The following is a 20,421-nucleotide window of genomic DNA, read 5'->3' as shown; positions in this document are numbered from 1 at the left end:
AGCCGGTCGATGAAGATTCGGCCCCGCCGCCTGAACCGACGCTGAGCCAGAGGTTGTATTCCGTACAGGCTCGCGGCGGCACCCCGGCAACGCCGTCCGCAGCGCGCAGGTTGCGGCGCAGCGATGGCGGCCTCAGTGCAGGGACGGGGTGCGCAGGAACCGTTCCCGATCCCCGGAGACCAGGGCCAGCTTCACGCCCCGCCCCTCGCGCCGGACGGTGAGCGGCACCCGCACCCCCGCCTCGCCGAGCGCCCAGACGCTGCGGAACAGGGCGGCGAGGTCCGCGACCGGCTCGCCCGCCACCGCCTCGATCACGTCGCCGGCCTGGAGGCCGCCGGTCTCGGCCGGGCCGCCGTCGGCGAGCCCCATCACGACGATGCCCTCCTCGCTCTCGGTGGCGTAGAGGCCGAGCCAGGGTCGGGGCGGACGGTTCGCCCGCCCGCGCGTGGCGAGGTCGTCGAGGATCGGCGGCAGCAGGTCGATCGGCACGACCATGTTGATCGGGCGCGCGCCGCTGGCGCCGCCCTGCTGCAATTGCAGGGAGCCGATCCCGAGCAGGTCACCCTCCGGGCCGATCAGCGCGGTGCCGCCCCAATGCGGGTGCGCGGGGGCGGTGAACAGGGCCTCGTCCAGCACGTATTCCCAGTAGCCGGCGAATTCCTGCCGGGCAACGACCTCGACGGCGACGCAGCGCTGGCGTCCGCCCGCACCGGCCAGCACGGCCCGGTCTCCGGTCTTCAGCCCGGCCGAACGGCCGAGCGACAGGGCCGGGACCCCGAGATCGGCCAGCGCCTGGACGAGGCCGAACCCGGTGGCGGCATCGAAGCCGAGCACATGGCCCGGCACCGAGCGGCCGTCCCGGGTGGTGAGCCAGACGCTCTCGGCCTCGGTGACGAGGTAGCCGATGGTGAGCACCAGCCCGTCCTCGCGGATCACCACGCCGTTACCGGCCCGCTCGGTGCCGAGGGTCTCGGCCGTGAAGGCGCCCTCCGGAATCCGCGCCGAGAGGGCCAGCACCGCCGACAGGGCCCGGTCGAGGTCGTAGCCGTAATCGGCAGGCCTGGGCTGGGCCTGCGCGGGGATCTTCCACTCGCCCTGCGTCGCCATGATCGTCCTTCGGCTCGTCCATCCGCGTCCTGGCTGGCACTGCCCTGGCTGGGACCGGCCGCGCGAAAGGGCACAAGATAGGATGTTCGCGCGGCCCGTGACACCCAGGGAGCGGCACCGGCACGCCATTCGCCGCACGGGCACGAACGAAAACCGCCCGGCCGGAGCCGGGCGGTGCGCCGTCCGGAGGGACGGCGTGTTCGGAGGGACCGGATCTCCCGCCGGATCGCGGCGGGAGACCGGAGCCTCAGTACTTGCGGACCAGCGGGGCCGGGATCGGCGCCGCGGCCGGGGCCGGCGAGTAGAGCGGCACGATGAACCGGATCCAGCCGTCGGTGGAGTAGTCGCTGCGGGTGCGGCCGAACGCGGTCTGGTAGGTCGCGCCGGTCACGACGTCGCGGGCGACGTAGGCCTGGACGGTGAAGACCTTGAAGTCGTAGCCGATCAGGCCGCCGATGGCGAAGCGGCCGCGGTTGTTGGCCGCCGCGCTGAACGGGCCGATGTCGAAGTTGTAGGTGCCGTAGGCGACCGGACCGATCTCGAAGTTGCCGAACTTCTTGGTCGCCGTGAGGTCGAAGTTCAGGGCGTTCGAGAGGTTGATCGGGCCGATGGCGGCGCCGACCGGACCGCCGAAACGGCCGGGCGAATCGTAGATGTTGGCGGTCAGGTTGGCGGTGATGTTCCAGCCGTCACCGGTGTAGCTGCCGGCAACGCCGAAGCGGTAGGTGTTGGAGGAGAGCTGCGGAAGGACCGGGGTGGCCGTCGTGCCGTTCGCCGTGATGATCGAACCGCGGTCGCCGTTGAGATCGTTCAGGTACGCGCCGCCGAGCAAGCTGACGCCGAAATTGTTGCCGAGGTCGAACGCCCAGATGCCGCCGACGAAGGTGCCGACGTTGATCGAGATGTCCTTGTTGCGCACGCCGGCCGGGTTGCGGGTGAAGGCGAACACGGTCGGGGGCGCCACGAGAAGCTCGACGCGGCCGCCGAACGGCACGAACGGGGTCGACCACACCAGGACCGGGATGTTGACGGCCGTGTCGGGATCGTTCCGGCCGTCGGTGCGGCGGTAGGTGAACGTGTTGATGGCGTAGATGCCTTCCGGCAGCGGCGCGCCGACGGCGAGACCGACCTGCTCGCCCGGAACCGTCGTGGTCTGCGCCTGCGCGATCGTCGAGGCCATGCCGACCGTGAGCGCGACCGTGCCGGCCGCGAGCCAGTTCTTCATCATTTTCTCATTCCTTCCCAAGGTCTCAAGGCATCCGTCCCGCATTCGGCATTTCCCTGCCGGTCTGCTCGCCTATCGCGGCTGCCGGCTTCGGATCTGCCGAGCGCCCCCACGGAGCCTGCCCGTCTCAACGTCTGCGACTATTCTACAGAGACCTGCGGAAAGACAGTGGAATGCTCGCCGAAACGGCAAAACCGGCCGAACCGTTGCGCAAAAGCCGCATTTTTGCGGCGATGCAACACTGTCCACAGGCGCCACCCGCGGCCGTCGGTTCGGCAAAATATCGTTGAATGGTCAAGCTGTTGTCCCCCCCCGATCACGGGAGAATCCGGCAAATCCGGCGCAGGCAGCAGGCCGTCGGGAGGACCGGGTGTCAGGACCGGAACCGCCGCCCGGAAAGGGCCGCGCGGGACCCGGACGGGGATCCGGCAGCCCCGAATCAGGTTCGGCCGCGGGTGCCCGGTCCGGGCTTGGCGCCCCGGGCCGGGCAGAATTTGCCGCGCCGCTTCCGGAAGACGGGGACGCCCTGGACTACTCGGCGGCGCTGCGACGGGCGGCGCGGGTGGCGGCCTGCGGGGCAGGGCGCCTTTCCAGCACCTCGCGCAGGAACCGGCCGGTATGGCTCGCGGTCGCGCGGGCGATCGCCTCGGGCGTGCCCTGCGCCACCAGCCGTCCGCCGCCGTCGCCGCCCTCGGGGCCCATGTCGATCACCCAGTCGGCGGTCTTGATCACTTCGAGGTTGTGCTCGATCACCACCACGGTGTTGCCCTGGTCGACCAGCTCGTGCAGCACCTCCATGAGCTTGGCGACGTCGTGGAAGTGCAGGCCGGTGGTCGGCTCGTCGAGGATGTAGAGGGTGCGGCCGGTGGCGCGCTTCGACAGCTCCTTGGAGAGCTTCACCCGCTGCGCCTCGCCCCCCGACAGGGTCGTGGCCTGCTGGCCGACATGGACGTAGTGCAGGCCGACCCGCTTCAGGGTCTCGAGCTTGTCGCGGATCGCCGGCACCGCCTTGAACAGCTCGGCCGCCTCCTCGACGGTGGAATCGAGCACGTCGGCGATCGACTTGCCGCGGTACTTCACCTCCAGGGTCTCGCGGTCGTAGCGCTTGCCCTTGCAGACGTCGCAGGTGACGTAGACGTCCGGCAGGAAGTGCATCTCGATCTTGATGACGCCGTCGCCCGAGCAGGCCTCGCAGCGCCCGCCCTTGACGTTGAACGAGAAGCGGCCGGGCTGGTAGCCCCGCGCCTTGGCCTCCGGCAGGCCCGCGAACCAGTCGCGGATCGGCGTGAACGCGCCGATATAGGTGGCGGGGTTCGAGCGCGGCGTGCGCCCGATCGGCGACTGGTCGATGTCGATGACCTTGTCGAGATGCTCCAGCCCCTCCAGCCGCCCGTAGGGCGCCGGATGCTCCAGGGCGCCGTTCAGCTTCTTGGCGACGGCCTTGTAGAGCGTGTCGATCACCAGGGTGGACTTGCCGCCCCCCGAGACGCCGGTGATGCACGTGAAGGTGCCGAGCGGGATCTCGACATCCACGTCCTTGAGGTTGTTGCCGCGCGCCCCGAACAGCCCGAGCTTGCCCTTGCGGCCTTTTCGGCGCGCGGTGGGCGTCCGGACTGCCATCTCGCCCGTGAGGTATTTCGCGGTGAGCGAGGCCGGGTTGGCCAGGACCTCGGCGGGGGTGCCCTGCGCGATGATCTCGCCGCCATGGATGCCGGCGCCCGGACCGACATCGACCACGTAATCGGCCTGCAGGATCGCGTCCTCGTCATGCTCGACCACGATCACCGAATTGCCGAGGTCGCGCAGGCGCTTGAGCGTACCGAGCAGCCGCTCGTTGTCGCGCTGGTGCAGGCCGATCGAGGGCTCGTCCAGCACGTAGAGCACGCCGGTCAGCCCCGAGCCGATCTGGGAGGCCAGCCGGATGCGCTGGCTCTCGCCGCCCGAGAGCGAGCCGGAGCCGCGGGCGAGCGTCAGGTATTCGAGGCCGACATCCACCAGGAAGCTCAGCCGGTCGCGGATCTCTTTCAGGATCCGGACCGCGATCTCGTTCTGCTTGGGCGTGAGCTTCTCCGGCAGCTCCGAGAACCAGCGGTGGGCGTCGGAGACCGACAGGGCGGTCGCATCGGCGATATCGGCCATGGCGACCTTCACGGCCAGCGCCTCCGGCTTCAGCCGCTTGCCGCCGCAGGTGGCGCAGGGCGTCTCGCTCATGAAGCGCCCGATCTCCTCCCGGACGGCGTCCGAGTCGCTCTCCTTGTAGCGGCGCTCCAGGTTCGGGATCACGCCCTCGAACGGCTTGGTGACCGTGTATTTGCGCAAGCCGTCGTCGTAGGCGAAGCGGATCGACTGGTTCCCCGAGCCGTACAGCACGATGGCGCGGGCCGTCTCCGACAGGCCCTGCCAGGGCACGCTGGTCTTGAAGCCGAAATGCTCGGCCAGCGCGTCGAGGGTCTGGCCGTAATAGGGCGAGGTCGATTTCGCCCAGGGGCCGACCGCGCCGCGCTTCAGGCTCAAGGCCGGATCGGAGATCACCAGCTCGGGATCGATCCGCATCTCGTGGCCGATGCCGCTGCAGGTCGGGCAGGCGCCGAACGGGTTGTTGAACGAGAACAGCCGCGGCTCGATCTCCGCGATGGTGAAGCCCGAGACGGGACAGGCGAAGCGCGACGAGAAGGTGATGGTCCGGGGCGCCTCGCCCTCGGGCGCATCCGCGAACACGATTTCGGCGATCCCGTCGGCGAGTTCCAGCGCGGTCTCGAAGGAATCGGCCAGCCGCGAGCCGATATCGGCCCGGACCACGATCCGGTCGACCACCACGTCGATGTCGTGCTTGAACTTCTTGTCGAGCTTGGGCACGTCGTCGATGGCGTAATACTCGCCGTTGACGCGCAGCCGCTGAAAACCCTTCTTTTGGTAGTCGGCGATTTCCTTGCGGTACTCGCCCTTGCGGCCGCGGACGACGGGCGCCAGCAGGTAGAGCCGGGTCTTCTCCGGCAGTTCCAGCACCCGGTCGACCATCTGCTGGACGGTCTGGCTCTCGATCGGCAGGCCGGTGGCGGGCGAGTAGGGGATGCCGACCCGCGCCCAGAGCAGGCGCATGTAGTCGTAAATCTCGGTGACCGTCCCCACAGTGGAGCGGGGGTTCTTCGAGGTGGTCTTCTGCTCGATGGAGATCGCCGGCGACAGCCCGTCGATCTGGTCGACATCGGGCTTGGACATCATCTCCAGGAACTGGCGGGCATAGGCCGAGAGCGACTCGACGTAGCGGCGCTGCCCCTCGGCGTAGATCGTGTCGAAGGCGAGCGACGACTTGCCCGACCCCGACAGCCCGGTGAACACGACGAGCTTGTCCCGGGGGATGGTCAGATCGACGTTCTTGAGATTGTGCTCCCGGGCACCGCGGACCGCGATCACCCGCCGGTCATGGGCGCTCCCGGGCGCGGCATCGAACAGGGCCGCCAGCTTGGCGTCGGTGGCAGCCTCCGCGGCCGCTTGGGGCTGGGCGGGTGCTTTTTCGAGCTTGGCGCGGGCCGGCTTGGACTGGGCTGCCTTGGGCTGTGCCGCCTTGGGCTGTGCCGCCTCGGCGGCGACAGGCTCCTTCGGAACCGTCGGGGTGGCAGTTTTCGGAGCGGCTTGAGCGGCGCCGGCGCGGCTTGCGACACGACTTGCGACACGACTTCCAGCTTGGGCTTTGGCCATGGGGGCGGCGGTCTTTCGAGGCGTCGACGCGGTCGGATCGGATTCGCGCGCGGGCCAGCCGCCGCATCGACTCATGTCGAGCCCGAAGGGCCCATGGCAAGATGCGGCCGGCGGGACGCAGGCCCGACATGCGCCGCCCTTGCTAGAACGAAACGCGTACGGCGGCAACCGCTCCGCGAGCGCGCAACTGTCCTTGCGAGCGCAGCGAAGCAATCCAGGGCAGCGCCGCGTTCGACGGCGCTCTGCGTCCCCGGGTCGCTGCGCTCGCGCCGATGCGGTGCAGCCGACGGCCGCCCTCAGCGTCGGCGGCCCTATGTTCGCCAAACCTTGGCCCATCTCCGGTGATGCACCGCGGGAACCGAGATCCACGCCGCCAGATCCCACGCTCAGATCCCCATCCAGACAGGTGCCGATGCCAGCACGCGACCTGACCGATCCGGTTGCCATCCCCAGGGCCGACGACCGGGCCCAGCAGAGGCTGTCGACGCGGCTGCTGTTCCTGATCGTCGGGATCGCCAACGCCACCTGGGCGCCCCTGGTGCCGCTGGTGAAGGACCGCGCCGGTCTCGACGCGGCCGGGCTCGGCCTGCTGCTCCTCACCTTCGGCATCGGTTCGATCCTGGCGATGCCGAGCGCCGGGATGGCGGCCGCGCGCCTCGGCTTCCGGCCGGTCCTGCTCGCCGGCACGCTGGCGCTCGGCCTCGCGCTGCCGGTGCTGGCCGTGGGCGCGGGACTCGTGCCGCTCACCGGAGCGCTTCTGCTGTTCGGGGCCGGGATGGGGGCGATCGACTGCGTCATGAACCTGCAGGCCGTCGCGGTGGAGCGCGCGGGCGGGCGCCCGATGATGTCGGGCTTCCACGGCCTCTACAGCCTCGGCTGCATCCTGGGGGCGCTGCTGGCCAGCGTCCTGCTGGCCACCGGCCTCGGCGCGGGCTGGAGCGTTCTGATCCTGGTCGCCGGCATCGCGGCCCTGTTCGCGGCCGCCTGGCCCGGCATTCTGCGGGCCAACCGGACAGGGGGGAGCGGGCCCGCCTTCGCGCTGCCCCGCGGCCCGGTGCTGGTGCTGGGCCTGCTCTGCTTCGTGGTGTTCCTCACCGAGGGCTCGGCCCTCGACTGGAGCGCCCTGTTCCTGATCCAGCAGCGCGGTCTCGATCCGGCCTGGGCGGCGCTGGGCTACGCGGCCTTCTCGGTGACCATGACGGCCGGGCGGCTCGGCGGCGACCGGGTGGTGGCCCGGCTCGGAAGGCGGCGCGTGGTGGTCCTCGGCGGCCTGCTGGCGGCCGCGGGTCTCGCGCTCTCGGTTCTGGTTCCGGCCTGGGAGGCGGCGCTGGGCGGCTACGCCCTGGTCGGGGCGGGCTGCGCCAATATCGTCCCGGTCCTGTTCACGGCCGCCGGCCGCCAGACCGCGATGCCCGCGAGCGTGGCGGTGCCGGCGGTGACGACGCTGGGCTATGCCGGGGTGCTGGCGGGCCCGGCGCTGATCGGCTTCGCCGCGCAGGCGCTCGGCCTGCCCGCGGCGCTGCTGATCGTGGCGGCGCTTCTCCTCGGCGTGGCGGCGGCCGGGCGGTCCCTGCGGGCGTGAGGCTCACGCATCGGCGTTGCGCGCCATGAAAGTCGCGGGGCTGCCGTCCTCCGGGTTGACGAAGACGATGTCGCTGGGTGGCCGCCGGGGCGTGTCGAGCGACAGGAAGGTCACCGGCGTGCCGGGCTCGATCTCCGGCATGGCGTGGACCGTGCCCTTGGCGAAGAACAGCAGCTGGCCGGGCCCGAACGCGGCCACGGAGGCGGGGTCGCCCATCCAGAAGGTGCCCCGGCCCGACAGGCAGTACAGGTACTCGTCGCAGGTGGCGTGGTAATGCGGCGGGGTCGGGCGGTAGACCCGGAACACCCGGGCGCTCGCCGCCGCCCGGTCGGTCAGATAGGTGTCGACCAGGAGCGTGCTGGCGCTGTCGGGCAGCGCCGCCGCCAGCGCCGCCACGTCGAAGATGCCGGTTTCCGCCATCCTGTCCCCCGTCACGCCGAAAAGCCTGCGAGCACGATCTTGCCCTTGGCGCGCCCGCTCTCGATCAGCGCATGGGCGCGCCGCAGGTTCGCGGCGTCGATCCGGCCGTAATGCTCTCCCAGAGTGGTGCGCAGGCGGCCCGCGTCAACGAGGCGGGCGACCTCGTCGAGCAGCGCGCCCTGGGCGGCGATGTCGGCGGTGGCGAACATCGACCGGGTGAACATGAACTCCCAGTGCAGCGACAGGCTCTTGCGCTTGAGGAGCCCGACATCGAGGCGCTCCGGATCGTCGATCAGGGCGAGGCGGCCCTGCGGGGCGATGAGCTCGGCGATCGCGGCGAGGTGCGCGTCGGTGTTGGTCGTGGAGAAGACCAGACCCGGCGCGCCGAGCCCCAGGGCCGCGACCGCGGCCGCCAGGGGCCTGGAATGGTCGACCACGTGATGCGCGCCGAGGTCCCGGCACCATTGCGCCGTCTCGGGCCGCGACGCGGTGGCGATCACGGTGAGGCCGGTGAGATTCCGGGCGAGCTGGATCGCCACCGAGCCGACGCCCCCCGCGCCGCCGACGATCAGGATCGCCGGGGCGGCCCCGGGCACGGGCTTTCCCGCGTCGAGCCGGTCGACCAGGGTCTCCCAGGCGGTGATCGCGGTGAGCGGCAGGGCGGCGGCCTGCGCCCAGTCGAGGGTTTGGGGCTTGTGCCCGACGATGCGGGCATCGACGCAATGGAATTCCGCGTTCGTCCCCGGCCGGGTGAGGTCGCCCGCATAGAACACCGCGTCGCCCAGTGCGAAGTTTTGGACCTCCGCGCCCGCGGCCACGACGGTGCCGGCCGCGTCCCAGCCCAGCACCCTGACGCCGCCTTCCTCCGGCTCGGCCCGGCGCCGGACCTTGGTGTCGACCGGGTTCACCGAGACCGCCTCGACCTTCACCAGCAGGTCGTGCGGGCCGGGCTCGGGCTGCGGCAGGTCGCAATCGACCAGGGCTTCGGGATCGGTGATCGGCAGGGACTTGCGGTAGCCGACGGCGCGCATCGTGGTCTCCTCGGGCTGTCGCCGCAGGAGATGCCGCCCGCCTTCACGGACCGCAAGTACGCACATAAAACGCCCATAGTGACGAGAATGATACCGTCGGAGACATCGCCATGCCGCGCACCCGCCATCACGCCGGCGCCTGCAGCCCCGGCTGCGCCGTCGAGGCGACCCTCCGGTTCATCGACGGCAAGTGGAAGGGCGTGATCCTCTATCACCTGCTGGAAGGGACCCTGCGGTTCAGCGAGATCCGCCGGCGGCTGACCAGCGTGACCCAGCGCATGCTCACGAACCAGCTGCGCGAAATGGAGGCGGACGGCCTGATCACCCGGACGGTCTACGCTCAAGTCCCGCCCAAGGTCGAATACAGCCTGACCACGCGCGGGCGCTCCCTGGAACCGGTCATCCGCGCCCTGAAGACCTGGGGAGACCTGCACGCCGATCAGGCAGCGACCGCCTAGGACGCCGCTTGATTGGGCAGGCGGGACCGGCGGCCTTGGCAGACCTATAACGTGTTCTTTAAGACTTGGCCGGATGGTGAACCGTCTTCTTCCGGACACTTCCAGATCCACCGATGCCGATCCTCGCCTCGCTCCGCGCCCGCATCCTGGCGGTGGCGCTCGCCCCGTGCCTTGCCTTCGCGGGGGCGGCGGGCCTCGCGGTGTCCGACCAGTGGGCGCGGCGGGCCGAGATGGACCGGGTCGAGAGCCTGGTCGGCCTCGCCTCGCGGATCAGCGCCTTCGTGCACGAGGCCCAGCGCGAGCGCGGCGCCTCCAGCCTGTTCCTGGGCGCGAAGGGCGCGCAGTTCGGGCCGGAGCTGGCGGCCCAGCGCGGGCGCACCGACGCGGCGCTGGCCGGCCTGCCCGAGGCCATGGCGGGCGCGACCGGCTTCGGTCCGCACTTCGCGGCCCGGGGCAGGGGGTTCGCCACGGCGCTGACCGGGCTCGCGGCGCAGCGCCGGGGCGTCGATGCCCTCGGCCCGAGCGCGCCGCAGGCGGCCGCCTTCTACACCGGTCTGATCGGCGAGGGGCTCGGGCTGGTGCGGGCGATGGGCGGCGTGATCGACGAGGCCGGCCTCGCCGCCCGGGCGAACGCCTACGCGGCCTTCCTGGCGCTGAAGGAGGCCGCGGGCCAGGAGCGGGCCGCCGTCTCGGCCGCCTTCGCGTCCGGCAGCCTGGACCTCGCGGCCGCGCGCCGGCTCGTCGCGCTCTCGGCCGAGCAGGCGACCCATGCCGCCCTGTTCCGGGCCGGGGCCGAGGCCGGACAGGCGGTCCTGCTCGACGCCGCCGAGGCGACCGAGCCGGCCCGGGCGGTGGCGCGCCTGCGCGAGGGCGCGCAGGCAACGATGCCGGGGACGTCGCTCGCCTTCCGCGACGCGCCCGCCTGGTTCCGCCTCGCCACGCAGCGGATCGACGCCCTGAAGGGCGTGGAGGACCGGCTGACCGCCGACCTCGTGGCGGCCGCCGGCGCGGTGCGCGCGCAGGCCGACCGGATGCTGACCCTCTGGATCGCCGGAGGGCTCGTCCTGTTCGCGCTCTCGGCCGGCCTCGCGGCCTGGCTCGGCACCGCGATCGCCCGGCCGCTGGCCCGGATGGCGCGGGTGCTGACCGCGATCGGCCGCGACGCGGGGACCGAGGATCTGGCAATCCCGTCCGGCGGCCCGCGCGAGGTCCGGGCGATCGCCGCCGCCGCGCTCGCCTTCCGCGACAGCGTCGCCGAGCGCCGGGCGGCCCGGGCCGCGCAGGAGCGGCTGGCCGCCGAGACCCGCGCCGCCCAGCGGGCGGCCGCCCGCGGCCTCGCCGACAGCTTCGAGCGCCAGATCGGCGGCATCGTGGCGGCGGTCTCGGCGGCGTCCGGACGGCTGGAGGCCGCCGCGCACGGCATGGCCCGGGCCGCGCAGGACACGACCGATCTCAGCCGCACGGTCGCGGAATCCGCGGATTCTGCCGCACGTTCGGCCGACACGGTGGCGGCGGCCACCGAGGAGCTCACCGCCTCGGTACGGGAGATCGGCGTGCAGGTCGGGGCCTCGGCCGACCTCGCGGCCGCGGCGACCCGGGATGCGGACGGGATGGCCGGGGAGGTGCACCGCCTCGCCCGGGCCGCCGGCAGCATCGGGGAGATCGTCGCGATGATCTCGCAGATCGCCGGCCAGACGAACCTTCTGGCGCTCAACGCCACCATCGAGGCGGCGCGCGCGGGCGAGGCCGGCCGCGGCTTCGCGGTGGTGGCCGCCGAGGTGAAGCACCTCGCCGAGCAGACGGCCCGGGCCACCGCGGAGATCGCCGCCAAGGTCGCGGAGATCACCGGATCGACGGAGGCCTCGGTCCGGTCCATCGGCGGCATCACCAAGGTGATCCGCACCCTGGCGCGGATCGGCGCCGAGATCGCCGCCATGGTCGAGCAGCAGGGCGGCGCGACCGCGGAGATCGCCCGGACCACCGCGCAGACCTCGCAGGACACCAGCGGGGTCTCGAAGCATATGGCGGGCGTCGGCGCGGCGGCCGGCACGGCGAGCCAGGGCTCGGCCCAGGTGCTCCAGGCGGCCGGCGACCTCTCCCGGCAGGCGGGCGACCTGCGCGGCGCGGTGGAGGACTTCCTGGCCCAGGTCCGCGCAGCCTGAAGCGGGATCCCAAAGGGCTCAGCCCTTTGGCGGGGCGTCGGGGCAGCGCCCCGACATTCGGGCCGTGCCCGCGAAAGGTCTCGACCTTTCGAGACCCGACTGTCCCTACGCCCCCAGGCCGAGCCCGAGGAGCCGGTCGGCGTTGCGCCAGAGGGCGGCGTCCAGGGCCTCCTCCGACAGGCCGAGGCCGCGGAAATCCGCGACGCCCTGGCCCATCGGGCGGAACGGGAACGAGGAGCCGAACAGGAACTGATCCCTCATGAACCTGTTCGCCGCCTCGACGTAGAGGCCGCCGCCCGGCGCGAACGTGTACATGTCCGGCGAGACGAAGACGTTCTCGTTGCGGAGCGCCACCGTCACCATGTCGGCGACGCGCGGGTAGAACCCGTGGCAGCACACGATCGGCAGCTTCGGGAAGGTCCGGGCGACCCGGTCGACCGCGAGCGGGTCGTTGAGGCGCAGGTCCGGCGTCGTCGGCCCCGACATCACGAAGGCCGGGACCTTGAGATCCTGGCACAGGTCGTAGAGCGGCATCAGGCGCTCGTCGTCGGCCGTCATGGCCTCGCGGTAGAAGCCGGCATCGAGGTTGATGCCCTTGAAGCCGAGCTCGGTCACGGCGCGCTTCGCCTCCGCGACCGCGGCCTTGCGGCCGAGCTTCACCGGATCCACCGAGGCGATGCCGATCAGCCGCTTCGGGTCGTGCCGGGCGGCCTCCGCCAGCGCGTCGTTCGTGACCCGCACGCCCGGCACCGAGCGGGCGACCATGATTGCGACGTCGATGCCGGCCCCGTCCATCTCGGCGCGGAAGCCCTCGATCGTCGCGCCGCGGGTGAAGTGCTCCACCTCCCGGCTGCCGACCCGGGCATTCAGCCAGCGCGCGATGCCGAATTCCGGCGTGTCGGGCTCGGCGCCGAAGAACCGGTGCAGAAAGGTCGGCCGGCTGCGCATGTCCACGACGGGCATTTCTTGTGACTCCCCAGTGTGATCGGCGGATAGCTCGGATTTCCAAAGGGCCGAGCCCTTTGGCGGGTCGTCAGGGCGGAGCCCTGACCGTTCAGGTTCCAGATCGCCTCAGTGCGAGACGGCCTCCAGCACCTTGCCGCGGGTCTCGACGCCGAGGGTCAGCACCAGCAGGGCGGCGATCAGGAAGCCGCCCGCGCCGACCTGGAAGGCCACGGCCGGGCCGTGATCGCGCACCAGCACCGGCACGATCATCGGCCCCAGGATCGCGCCGATCCGCCCGAAGGCCGAGGCGAAGCCGGCCCCCGTGGCCCTGGCCCGGGTCGGGTACAGTTCCGGCGTGTAGGCGTAGAGGCAACTCCACATGCCGAACATGAAGAACTGCATGACGAAGCCGGCGACCAACAGCCACGTCACCGCGACCCCCGCAACGGTCAGCACCGCGTCCCCGCCGGCATTGCCGTAGAGGTAGGCCGAAGCCGCCGCGCAGACCAGGAAGAGGGCGGTGGCGGGCTTGCGGCCGACCCGCTCGAGCAGCAGAGCCGCCGCCGCGAAGCCCGGAATGCCGCCGAGCGTGATCAGGGTGACGAAGCCCACCGAGCCGACGATCGAGAAGCCGCGCTCCTTGAGCAGCACGGCGATCCAGGAATTGAGCCCGAAGAAGCCGATCAGCGCGAAGAACCACAGGCCGAACGCCATCACGGTGCGCAGCCGGTATTCGGGTGCGAACAGGGTCGCGACGGCGCCGCGCCGCGGGCCGGAGGGGGCAGCAGCCGCGGCCAGGCCCGGGGCGACCGGGGGCAGGGGCCGGCCGGTGGCGCGTTCCACGGCCCGCTCCATCGTGGCCATCACGGCTTCCGCCTCCGCTCCGCGTCCGGCCTCGGCGAGCCAGCGCGGCGATTCCGGCATGGATCGGCGGACCGCCAGCACCACCAGCGACAGCAGCCCCACCACCACGAAGGCCCAGCGCCAGCCGAGATAGGGCAGCACGAAGAAGCTGATCGCCCCCGACAGGACGTAGCCCACCGCCCAGAACCCCTCCATGATCGCGATGTACTTGCCGCGCACGGAGGCCGGGACGATCTCCGAGACCATGGCCTGGGCCACTGGCGCCTCGCCGCCGACCCCGACCCCGATCAGGAACCGGCAGGCCATCAGCACGGGCAGGCTCCAGGCCGCCGCCGCCGCGAGGCTCGCCAGCCCCCAGACCACCATGGTCACCTGGAACACCGCCTTGCGGCCGAACCGGTCGGAGGCGGTGCCGGCCAGGATGTTGCCCACGAGCTGGCCCGCGAAGGTCATGGCGGCGAGCTGGCCGGCCTCCGTGGGGGTCAGGCCGAACGCCACCACGATCGAGCCGAGCAGGAAGGTCAGGAGTGCCACGTCGATCTGGTCGACGAGCCACGCAGAGGCGATGATCGCGAAGATCCTGCGCTGGTAGCCCGACATGGGCAGCCGCTCCAGACGGGCCGCGATATCGGGGCCGCGCGGCCGTGCGGCTCCCGGAGGAAGGGCGGCCGGGATTTCGACGGTGGGTGGCACGGCGGGCTCTCGTCCTCCGCGCCCCGGACCGTCCTGGGGCGCTCGTGGGGACCCGGTACATCACCCCCGGCCGCCGGAACAGGGATAGGGGCTGGGCGGAGGAACCGCCGGGCGGGCCCGGATCCGGGCCACAATCGGGCGCGATCGCCGCGCCGTTCCATCCGGGCGGCTGACCGCGCGGGTCCCGGAGCGGTCCGATCAGTCGGGGATCGCGAAGCCGATCGACAGGCACAGGGCGGCGACGGCGGTCAGGGCCACGGCGGCTTGCCGGACCTGATACCAGCGCGCGCTGCGGGCGCGCTCCTCCGGGCTGGCACCCAGATGCAGCTCGTCGTCGAACCCCTTCACGAAGGCGTCGAAGCTCGGGAAGGCCCGCCGGGCGAGCCACACCCACACCAGGAGGGCGAACAGGCTGAAAGCCCAGCCCCCGTAGGTCAATGTATCGTCCAGCATCCGGCGCACGCCCTCAAGGCTACGCCCCCCTCGCCAGTCACTCTACGGCAGGTTGCGGATATTGACTAGGTCGAACGACGACCGCCGCTGCCGCTGCCGTGTTTCCGGATGTCTCCGGGCGGCCTGCAGAGCACCGACCCGGGCGCTGACCCAGGCGGGCATTGACGCAGGATCGTGCCCCGGACGCCGCCTCAAGCCGGAATCCGGCCCAGGGCGTAGAGGGTGATGGCGGCCGCGTTCGAGACGTTGAGGCTGCGGATCGCCCCCGAGAACGGGATCCGGGCCAGGACATCGCAGCAGTTCCGGGTGCGCTCGCGCAGGCCCTTGCCCTCGGCACCCAGCACGATCACCAGCGGCCGGGCGACCGTCAGCGCGTCGAGGCTCTCGGGCGCATCGGAGTCGAGACCGACCCGCGTGAAGCCGCGCTCGCCCAAGGCGATCAGCGCCTCGGCGAGGTTCCGGACGGTCACGAACGGCACGTGCTCAAGGCCGCCGGAGGCGGATTTCGCCAGGACCCCGGTGGCGCCCGGTGCGTGCCGTGCCGTGGTGACGATCCCCGCCACCCCGAAGGCCGCGGCGGTGCGCACGATCGCCCCGACATTGTGCGGGTCGGTGATCTGGTCGAGCGCCAGCAGCAAGGCGTCGGCGGGCAGGTCGTCGAGACCGGGGGCGGGCAGGGCCTCCGCCTCGAGATACAGGCCCTGGTGGACCGCGTCGGGCCCGAGCAGCCGGCCGATCTCGCTCGGCCGCACCAGTTCGGGGACGATCCGCAGGGCGCCACCGAACTCCGCCTCGAGCCGCGCCGCCGCGTTCTCCGTGGCCAACAGCCGGTGCAGCCCGCGCGCCGCGTTGCCCAGGGCCTGCACTACCGGGTGCCAGCCGTAGAGCACGGTGGATCCGTCGGCGCCGGCTTGGCTTCTGGCTTGGCTTGCGGCTCGGCCACCGGCCTCCCGCCGGGAACCTGCCGGAAAGGGCCGGTGTCCCGGCCGGTGCGGGCCGGGCGGCCGGCCATGCGGCGGGCGTCCGTCATTGCGGCGGTCGGTCATCGAAGCGCGATCGGGAAGCAGGGCATCGGCACGGCGTTCTCTGGCGGGCCTCTCGGGACATCCCGACAAACCGGGCGGCATGGTCCGCGTCAAGCCGGATCCGCGGGGACCGGCCCGATCAGGCCCGGAACTTTCCCCGGCGAGTGGCCCGGCTTGTGGAAAAAACCGGAATATTCCCTTCAAACCGTGTGCATGCCGGCACCTCCGGCGTTCGTTCGTCAGAACGAACATGGCTCGGCGGCACTAGGAAAAATATCTAGAAGACCTTTTCAGAGAGTCAGTTCAGCAAGCTATATGGGGTGGCAAATAGCCTCTCTCTTTCAGTGGCTTGGCTCGGATTTCCGTATCCCACTCTGCGCGGAGGCGCATCGAGCTCTGCGTAGCGGCGTATCGGAATCTGCGCGGGGCCGGCGGGTCGGCGTATCGGAGTCTGCGCGGTTGCGTATCGGATTCGGCGCGGATTCGGGCTTGGCGCGGTGAATAACGGGGACGGAACGGGCGGATCCCGGCGTATCGGACTCTGCGTGGGCCGAACCGGCCGCGCCTGCCCGTATGCAACTCTGCGCAGATGCGATCGCTTGCCGGTCGCACACCCCGCCCGGGGAAGCGTGGATTGCCGGGACAAGCCCGACCGGGCCGGGATCCCGGAGGCCGAATCGTGTCATGGCAGGATCGGGCCGCCCTCCCGTTCGCCGGAGGGCGGCTTCGACTGACGCGGGCCGAGGGGCGATGGGCATCGAGGAGAAGATCGCCGGGATCCACGATCCGGACCTGCGGGCGGAGATCGAGGCGGCGCGGGGCGGCTTCCTGTTCGCGCAGATCGTCGAGCATGTGCTGCATCGCCAGCGCGAGCGCGACGCCCAGGCCGCGCTCCACGGCGAGGAGGAGAGCCGCCGCGCCGGGCTCTCGCGCGACCAGCGCCGCCGCGACGCGGTGCGCCTCGTGATCGAGAGCGAGCCGGCGCTGCCGTCGAGCCTGCAGCACATCCACTCGGTGCTGGCCCTGTGCGGCCTGCCCTACCGCGATCCCGGGCCGGTGCGCGAATTCAACCGCACCTACGGGCGCAACTCGCTTAGCCTGATCGCCGGCCGGATCAAGGATCCGGAGACCGGCGCCTTCGCGCCGCAGGGGTTGCCCTACGGGCCAAAGGCCCGGCTGGTGCTGCTTCACCTCTGCACCGAGGCCGTGCGCCAGCGCAGCCCCACCGTGAAGGTCGCCGAGACCCTGTCGGGCTTCATGCGCGAGATGGGCTTCGCGGTCACCGGGGGCGAGCGCGGCACCATCCGGCAGTTCAAGGAACAGCTGAACCGGCTGGCCGCCTGCTCCATGCAGATCGGCCTGTGGGACGGGCGCGACAGCGCCACCACCCTCAACGTCCCGCCATTCCGCAGCCTGGAATTGTGGCGCCCCCGGGCCGGGGAGGGTGACGACGAGGCGGGGCGCACGGTGCGCTTCGACCCCGAATTCTACGAGACCCTGATCCGGCACGCCCTGCCGGTGGACGTGCGGGCGGCCCGGGCCTTCTCGGGCTCGGCGCGCAAGCTCGACCTGCTGTTCTGGACCGGCTACCGGCTGCGGTCGCTGCAGCGCCCGCTGCGCCTGACCTGGACCAACCTGCACGCGCAGTTCGGCGCCGAGAACGCCTCGATCCGCAGCTTCCGGCAGGCGTTCAAGGCGGATCTCGCCCATCTGCGGGAGGTCTTCCCGCGCCTGCCCCTGGTGCTCGACGATGGCGGGTTGACGCTCCATCCGGCCGATCCGGGGACGCTGCTGGTGCCGCCGCGCCCGGCAGGGAAGGGAACGCGGATCCGGCGACAGGGAACATGAAGCCCGCAACGGAATATGCCATGTTCTCTCCGGATCGACGACAGAACGATAGGAATAGGAACTGTTATATTCCCTGTTGCGAGGGAACGTGCTAGGTGTGACGTTCACTGGCAGGGAACGTCACGTGAGTTTATCGGAATCCGCGATCGTCGCCCGGCTCGCCGCGTTGCGGAGCCAGCGTGAGGCGCTCGACCGGGAGATTGCCGATCTCGTGCTCTATCTGGAACTCGGCCGCCGCCTGAGCGCCGCCGGAACGATCTCCGACCCGTCGCCCCAGCCCGCCCCGCCGGAGCGCGACCGGCGCGATCCCGCGCCGGCCCCCGGCCGGGCACCCGGCCAAGCTGCGGTTGGGCGTTCCGATCCCGCTGCCCTGCTGCCCTTTGGGCAAGCCACGCCTTCGCTTCGGGGCCCCGAGGCCCCACCGGCGGTTTCGTCCGCGCCACGGTCCACGGCGCGGTCGGACGCACCGTCGGAGTTTCATCCCGAAGCCGGCCGGCCGCCCGGGGCGATCCCGCCGCCGGTCGCCTTCACGGACGATGCCGCGGGGGCCCGCCGCTACGGCCGGGCCGTGGTGCAGGCGGCCTGCGCGGCGATCGCGCAGGCCGGCCGGCCACTGCATGCCGCCGAGATCCTGGAGGTCCTCCTGAAGCAGGGCTTCATCCTGCCGGGCCGGGATCCGGTGGCGGCGCTCAACACCCGCCTGTGGAAGCGGACGGGCACCGGTGGCCCTCTATGCCGCGTCGGCGAGGCGACCTACGCGCTGGCGGCGCCGGGGGCGGTGTGAGCGGCGGCCCACGGGTCACGAAAGCGTGACGGCGCGCCGGCCGACGCGTCCCCCATATTGGGGACGAGGGCGCCCGGAAAACCCGCATCGTACCGCCCTTCGGTATCGGGCCGGATCAGGCGGGCCGTCGGAGAGCGCGTATGATGGACGTCGTCGGCAGGATCGACCGGTGCCCCGGGGGCGCGCGGTGACGGCGGTCCTGGTGACCCCGGCCGCGCAGGCCTGCGCCTTCGTGCTCGGCTGCGCGGTGATTCACGCCGCCCGCGCGCATGCCGAGATCCTCACGCGGCTGCTCGGCGCGGCGGCGGTCGCGGCCGCCGTGCTGGTTCTGCTCGTGGCGTCCATGGACTACGCGCCGGAGCCGGACGAGACCTTCGACGAGGTCTCGGTCTACGCGGCCTCGTGAGCCGTGCGTCCGGCCTGCCGGGCCGGCCCGCCTCAATTGACCAGGCAGAAGCCCGCTCCGGTCCCGACCCGGCGTTCCTGCGCGCACCAGGGCTTCACCGGACCGGGCGAGGTCTTCAGGTCGGCGATCCGCGCCGGGCCCGGATCGGCGCCGCGCAGCGTCAGGCTGGCGACGCTCGCCCGTCCGGCATCCGGGTGCGCCGGCTCGGACGGGCCGCCCGGCGCGGGAGCCGGCTGCGCCAGATCGGGCGGGCTCAAGGTCGCAAGTCCGGGCATGTCCTGCGCGGCGGCGGCGCCGCACAGGACCAGGCAGGCGGCCGGGGCCGCGAGGAACCTGAGCATCGACGAAGCTCCTGCCGAGAACGATCCGCCAACCGGGCCCGCGCGGCGGACCGATCGACGGGGCGAGTCTGGCGGTCCCGCGTTAAGGGGGCGCGAAGATTCAGGATTAACCGGTCTTGAAGACCGCGCCGTTCACGCGGCCCGCGGGCGGCTGCCGACGTAGGAAGTCTCGGCCACGGGCATGTCGGCCTCGGCGATCGGCCGGAAGCGGCCGCGCGCGCCGTCATAGGCCGGGCGTGCGCCGGTCTCGATCTCGAAGAACCAGCCGTGCAGGCGCAGGGCGCCCCTGGCGAGGGCGGCCGCGACGCTCGCATGGGTGCGCAGGTTGGCCAGCTGTACCACGACGTTCTCCAGGGCGAGGGCGTGGTGGCGGTCCTGCTCGGGATAGGCCTCGCAGACGATCCGCTCGGCGGCGTCGGCGTGGCGTAGCCGGGCCGCAACGCTCGGCATCCGCTTGAGCAGGTCCCGGTTCATCAGGCCCTTCATGGCGCCGCAATCGGAATGGCCGCAGACGACGATGTCGCGCACGCCGAGCGCCACGACGGCGTACGCGATCGCCGCGGAGACGCCGCCGACCACGTCGGAGGCCCGGGGCACGATGTTGCCGGCGTTGCGGCAGACGAACAGCGCACCGGGACCCGCCTGGGTGATGTGCCCGGGCGCGACGCGGGAATCCGCGCAGGCGATGATCAGCGCGCTCGGGTGCTGACCGTCCCGCACGAGCTGCCGGTTCATCCGGCGCTGGCCGGGGACGACGCTGCCCTGGAAGGTCGCGATGCCCCGGATGAGGCTGTTCACGAAGGCATCCCTAGACGCTGGACGAAACGAGACGCCGGAGAGCGGTCGGTCGCGCCGCCGGCCGGTCCGGATGGGCAGGGGCCGTCGCGCCCGGCCGGAGACCGGGAGCCCCCTCCGGGCGGCCGGCGGATCTCAGCGGCGGCCCCGGTGGCGCTCGGCGGACCCGGAGGCCCAGTGCGGATCGACCACGCGGCGGCGCACGACCGGGGCTCCGGCCCGCTCGTGGACCATTGGAGCGCCGAGGATCTGCCCGGTGCCGAGGCGCTGCGCGTGCAGCGAGCGCGGATCGTGCTGGGGATCGCCGATGTAGGAACTCATATGGCCGCCCCCCGCGGCCTGGCGGCTTCCGCCGCCGCCCTCGCCCGCCTGGGCGGCCAGGGGCAGCGCGCACGCGCCGGCCAGGAGATCAAGGCCGAGGGTGAAACGGTGACGTGTCGTCGTCATCGGGCTTCCTCACATGTTCGTTTTCTGGTCGGGAACACCATGCGCCCGGCCGATAGGCAGAACATACGCGTGATCGCGCAGAGTTTATGTGCGAATTGGCACAGTATATCAGCGTAAAAGTTAATCCATATCTTCA

18 protein-coding genes are annotated in these 20,421 nt (G+C 71.8%); 6 read left to right on the top strand and 12 right to left on the bottom strand.

Going from position 1 to position 20,421, the window contains the following annotated elements; genetic code table 11:
* Window positions 1–132: 132 nt before the first annotated feature.
* From JOE48_RS29595 to uvrA, 3 genes are all read right to left on the bottom strand, one after another.
* Window positions 133–1,107, bottom strand: a complete 975-nt coding sequence (locus tag JOE48_RS29595) for a S1C family serine protease (RefSeq protein WP_210035361.1) — start codon at window positions 1,105–1,107, stop codon at window positions 133–135.
* Between the two features lie 247 nt (window positions 1,108–1,354).
* Window positions 1,355–2,335, bottom strand: coding sequence for a transporter (locus JOE48_RS29590; protein ID WP_210035358.1), 981 nt, complete (start codon window positions 2,333–2,335; stop codon window positions 1,355–1,357).
* 528 nt (window positions 2,336–2,863) lie between these two features.
* The gene (gene uvrA / locus JOE48_RS29585; protein ID WP_210035353.1) at window positions 2,864–6,031 is read right to left on the bottom strand and encodes an excinuclease ABC subunit UvrA; all 3,168 of its coding nucleotides are present in this window, start codon (window positions 6,029–6,031) and stop codon (window positions 2,864–2,866) included.
* Window positions 6,032–6,443: 412 nt separating this feature from the next.
* Between uvrA and JOE48_RS29580 the strand changes: the two genes are divergently transcribed.
* Entirely contained in the window at window positions 6,444–7,613 is a 1,170-nt protein-coding gene (locus JOE48_RS29580; RefSeq protein WP_210035344.1) for an MFS transporter, read from the top strand.
* Window positions 7,614–7,616: 3 nt separating this feature from the next.
* On the opposite strand, the gene JOE48_RS29575 is transcribed toward JOE48_RS29580, so the two are convergent.
* A complete protein-coding gene (locus JOE48_RS29575; protein WP_210036126.1) occupies window positions 7,617–8,033 on the bottom strand; it encodes a cupin domain-containing protein in 417 nt (138 codons plus the stop codon).
* A gap of 11 nt (window positions 8,034–8,044) precedes the next feature.
* The gene (locus tag JOE48_RS29570; protein WP_210035341.1) at window positions 8,045–9,064 is read right to left on the bottom strand and encodes a zinc-binding alcohol dehydrogenase family protein; all 1,020 of its coding nucleotides are present in this window, start codon (window positions 9,062–9,064) and stop codon (window positions 8,045–8,047) included.
* Window positions 9,065–9,174: 110 nt separating this feature from the next.
* On the opposite strand from JOE48_RS29570, the gene JOE48_RS29565 reads away from it, so the two are divergent.
* Together JOE48_RS29565 and JOE48_RS29560 are read left to right on the top strand one after the other, a co-directional pair.
* Window positions 9,175–9,522, top strand: a complete 348-nt coding sequence (locus tag JOE48_RS29565; protein WP_210035339.1) for a winged helix-turn-helix transcriptional regulator — start codon at window positions 9,175–9,177, stop codon at window positions 9,520–9,522.
* A gap of 113 nt (window positions 9,523–9,635) precedes the next feature.
* Complete coding sequence (locus tag JOE48_RS29560; protein WP_210035334.1) at window positions 9,636–11,684, top strand: methyl-accepting chemotaxis protein; 2,049 nt, start codon at window positions 9,636–9,638, stop codon at window positions 11,682–11,684.
* Between the two features lie 105 nt (window positions 11,685–11,789).
* On the opposite strand, the gene JOE48_RS29555 is transcribed toward JOE48_RS29560, so the two are convergent.
* From JOE48_RS29555 to JOE48_RS29540, 4 genes are all read right to left on the bottom strand, one after another.
* Window positions 11,790–12,647, bottom strand: coding sequence for an amidohydrolase family protein (locus JOE48_RS29555; RefSeq protein WP_210035333.1), 858 nt, complete (start codon window positions 12,645–12,647; stop codon window positions 11,790–11,792).
* 108 nt (window positions 12,648–12,755) lie between these two features.
* Window positions 12,756–14,186 carry an MFS transporter gene (locus tag JOE48_RS29550; RefSeq protein WP_312893397.1) on the bottom strand — a complete coding sequence of 477 codons (1,431 nt, stop codon included), beginning with the start codon at window positions 14,184–14,186 and terminating at the stop codon, window positions 12,756–12,758.
* Between the two features lie 198 nt (window positions 14,187–14,384).
* Complete coding sequence (locus JOE48_RS29545; RefSeq protein ID WP_210035332.1) at window positions 14,385–14,639, bottom strand: hypothetical protein; 255 nt, start codon at window positions 14,637–14,639, stop codon at window positions 14,385–14,387.
* A gap of 191 nt (window positions 14,640–14,830) precedes the next feature.
* A complete protein-coding gene (locus tag JOE48_RS29540) occupies window positions 14,831–15,685 on the bottom strand; it encodes a TrmH family RNA methyltransferase (RefSeq protein WP_210035331.1) in 855 nt (284 codons plus the stop codon).
* A gap of 729 nt (window positions 15,686–16,414) precedes the next feature.
* Here JOE48_RS29540 and JOE48_RS29535 point away from each other — a divergent pair.
* From JOE48_RS29535 to JOE48_RS29525, 3 genes are all read left to right on the top strand, one after another.
* Window positions 16,415–17,512, top strand: a complete 1,098-nt coding sequence (locus JOE48_RS29535; protein ID WP_210035330.1) for a replication protein RepA — start codon at window positions 16,415–16,417, stop codon at window positions 17,510–17,512.
* A 124-nt stretch (window positions 17,513–17,636) separates the two neighbouring features.
* Entirely contained in the window at window positions 17,637–18,296 is a 660-nt protein-coding gene (locus JOE48_RS29530) for an HTH domain-containing protein (RefSeq protein WP_210035329.1), read from the top strand.
* Window positions 18,297–18,465: 169 nt separating this feature from the next.
* A complete protein-coding gene (locus tag JOE48_RS29525; RefSeq protein ID WP_312893396.1) occupies window positions 18,466–18,702 on the top strand; it encodes a hypothetical protein in 237 nt (78 codons plus the stop codon).
* Window positions 18,703–18,734: 32 nt separating this feature from the next.
* On the opposite strand, the gene JOE48_RS29520 is transcribed toward JOE48_RS29525, so the two are convergent.
* The 3 genes from JOE48_RS29520 to JOE48_RS29510 all read right to left on the bottom strand — a co-directional run bounded on the left by JOE48_RS29520 (window position 18,735) and on the right by JOE48_RS29510 (window position 20,285).
* A complete protein-coding gene (locus JOE48_RS29520) occupies window positions 18,735–19,043 on the bottom strand; it encodes a hypothetical protein (RefSeq protein ID WP_210035328.1) in 309 nt (102 codons plus the stop codon).
* 132 nt (window positions 19,044–19,175) lie between these two features.
* Window positions 19,176–19,841 (bottom strand): carbonic anhydrase, encoded by a 666-nt coding sequence (locus JOE48_RS29515; RefSeq protein WP_210035327.1) that lies wholly within the window; start codon window positions 19,839–19,841, stop codon window positions 19,176–19,178.
* Window positions 19,842–19,973: 132 nt separating this feature from the next.
* On the bottom strand, window positions 19,974–20,285 hold the full coding sequence (locus JOE48_RS29510; RefSeq protein ID WP_210035325.1) for a hypothetical protein: 312 nt from the start codon (window positions 20,283–20,285) through the stop codon (window positions 19,974–19,976).
* Window positions 20,286–20,421 lie beyond the last annotated feature (136 nt).

This window comes from Methylobacterium sp. PvR107 (genome assembly GCF_017833295.1).
In the GTDB taxonomy this organism is placed as follows: domain Bacteria; phylum Pseudomonadota; class Alphaproteobacteria; order Rhizobiales; family Beijerinckiaceae; genus Methylobacterium.
Note: the sequence above shows the minus strand (reverse complement) of the source record. Positions and strands in the feature narration are given on the sequence as shown.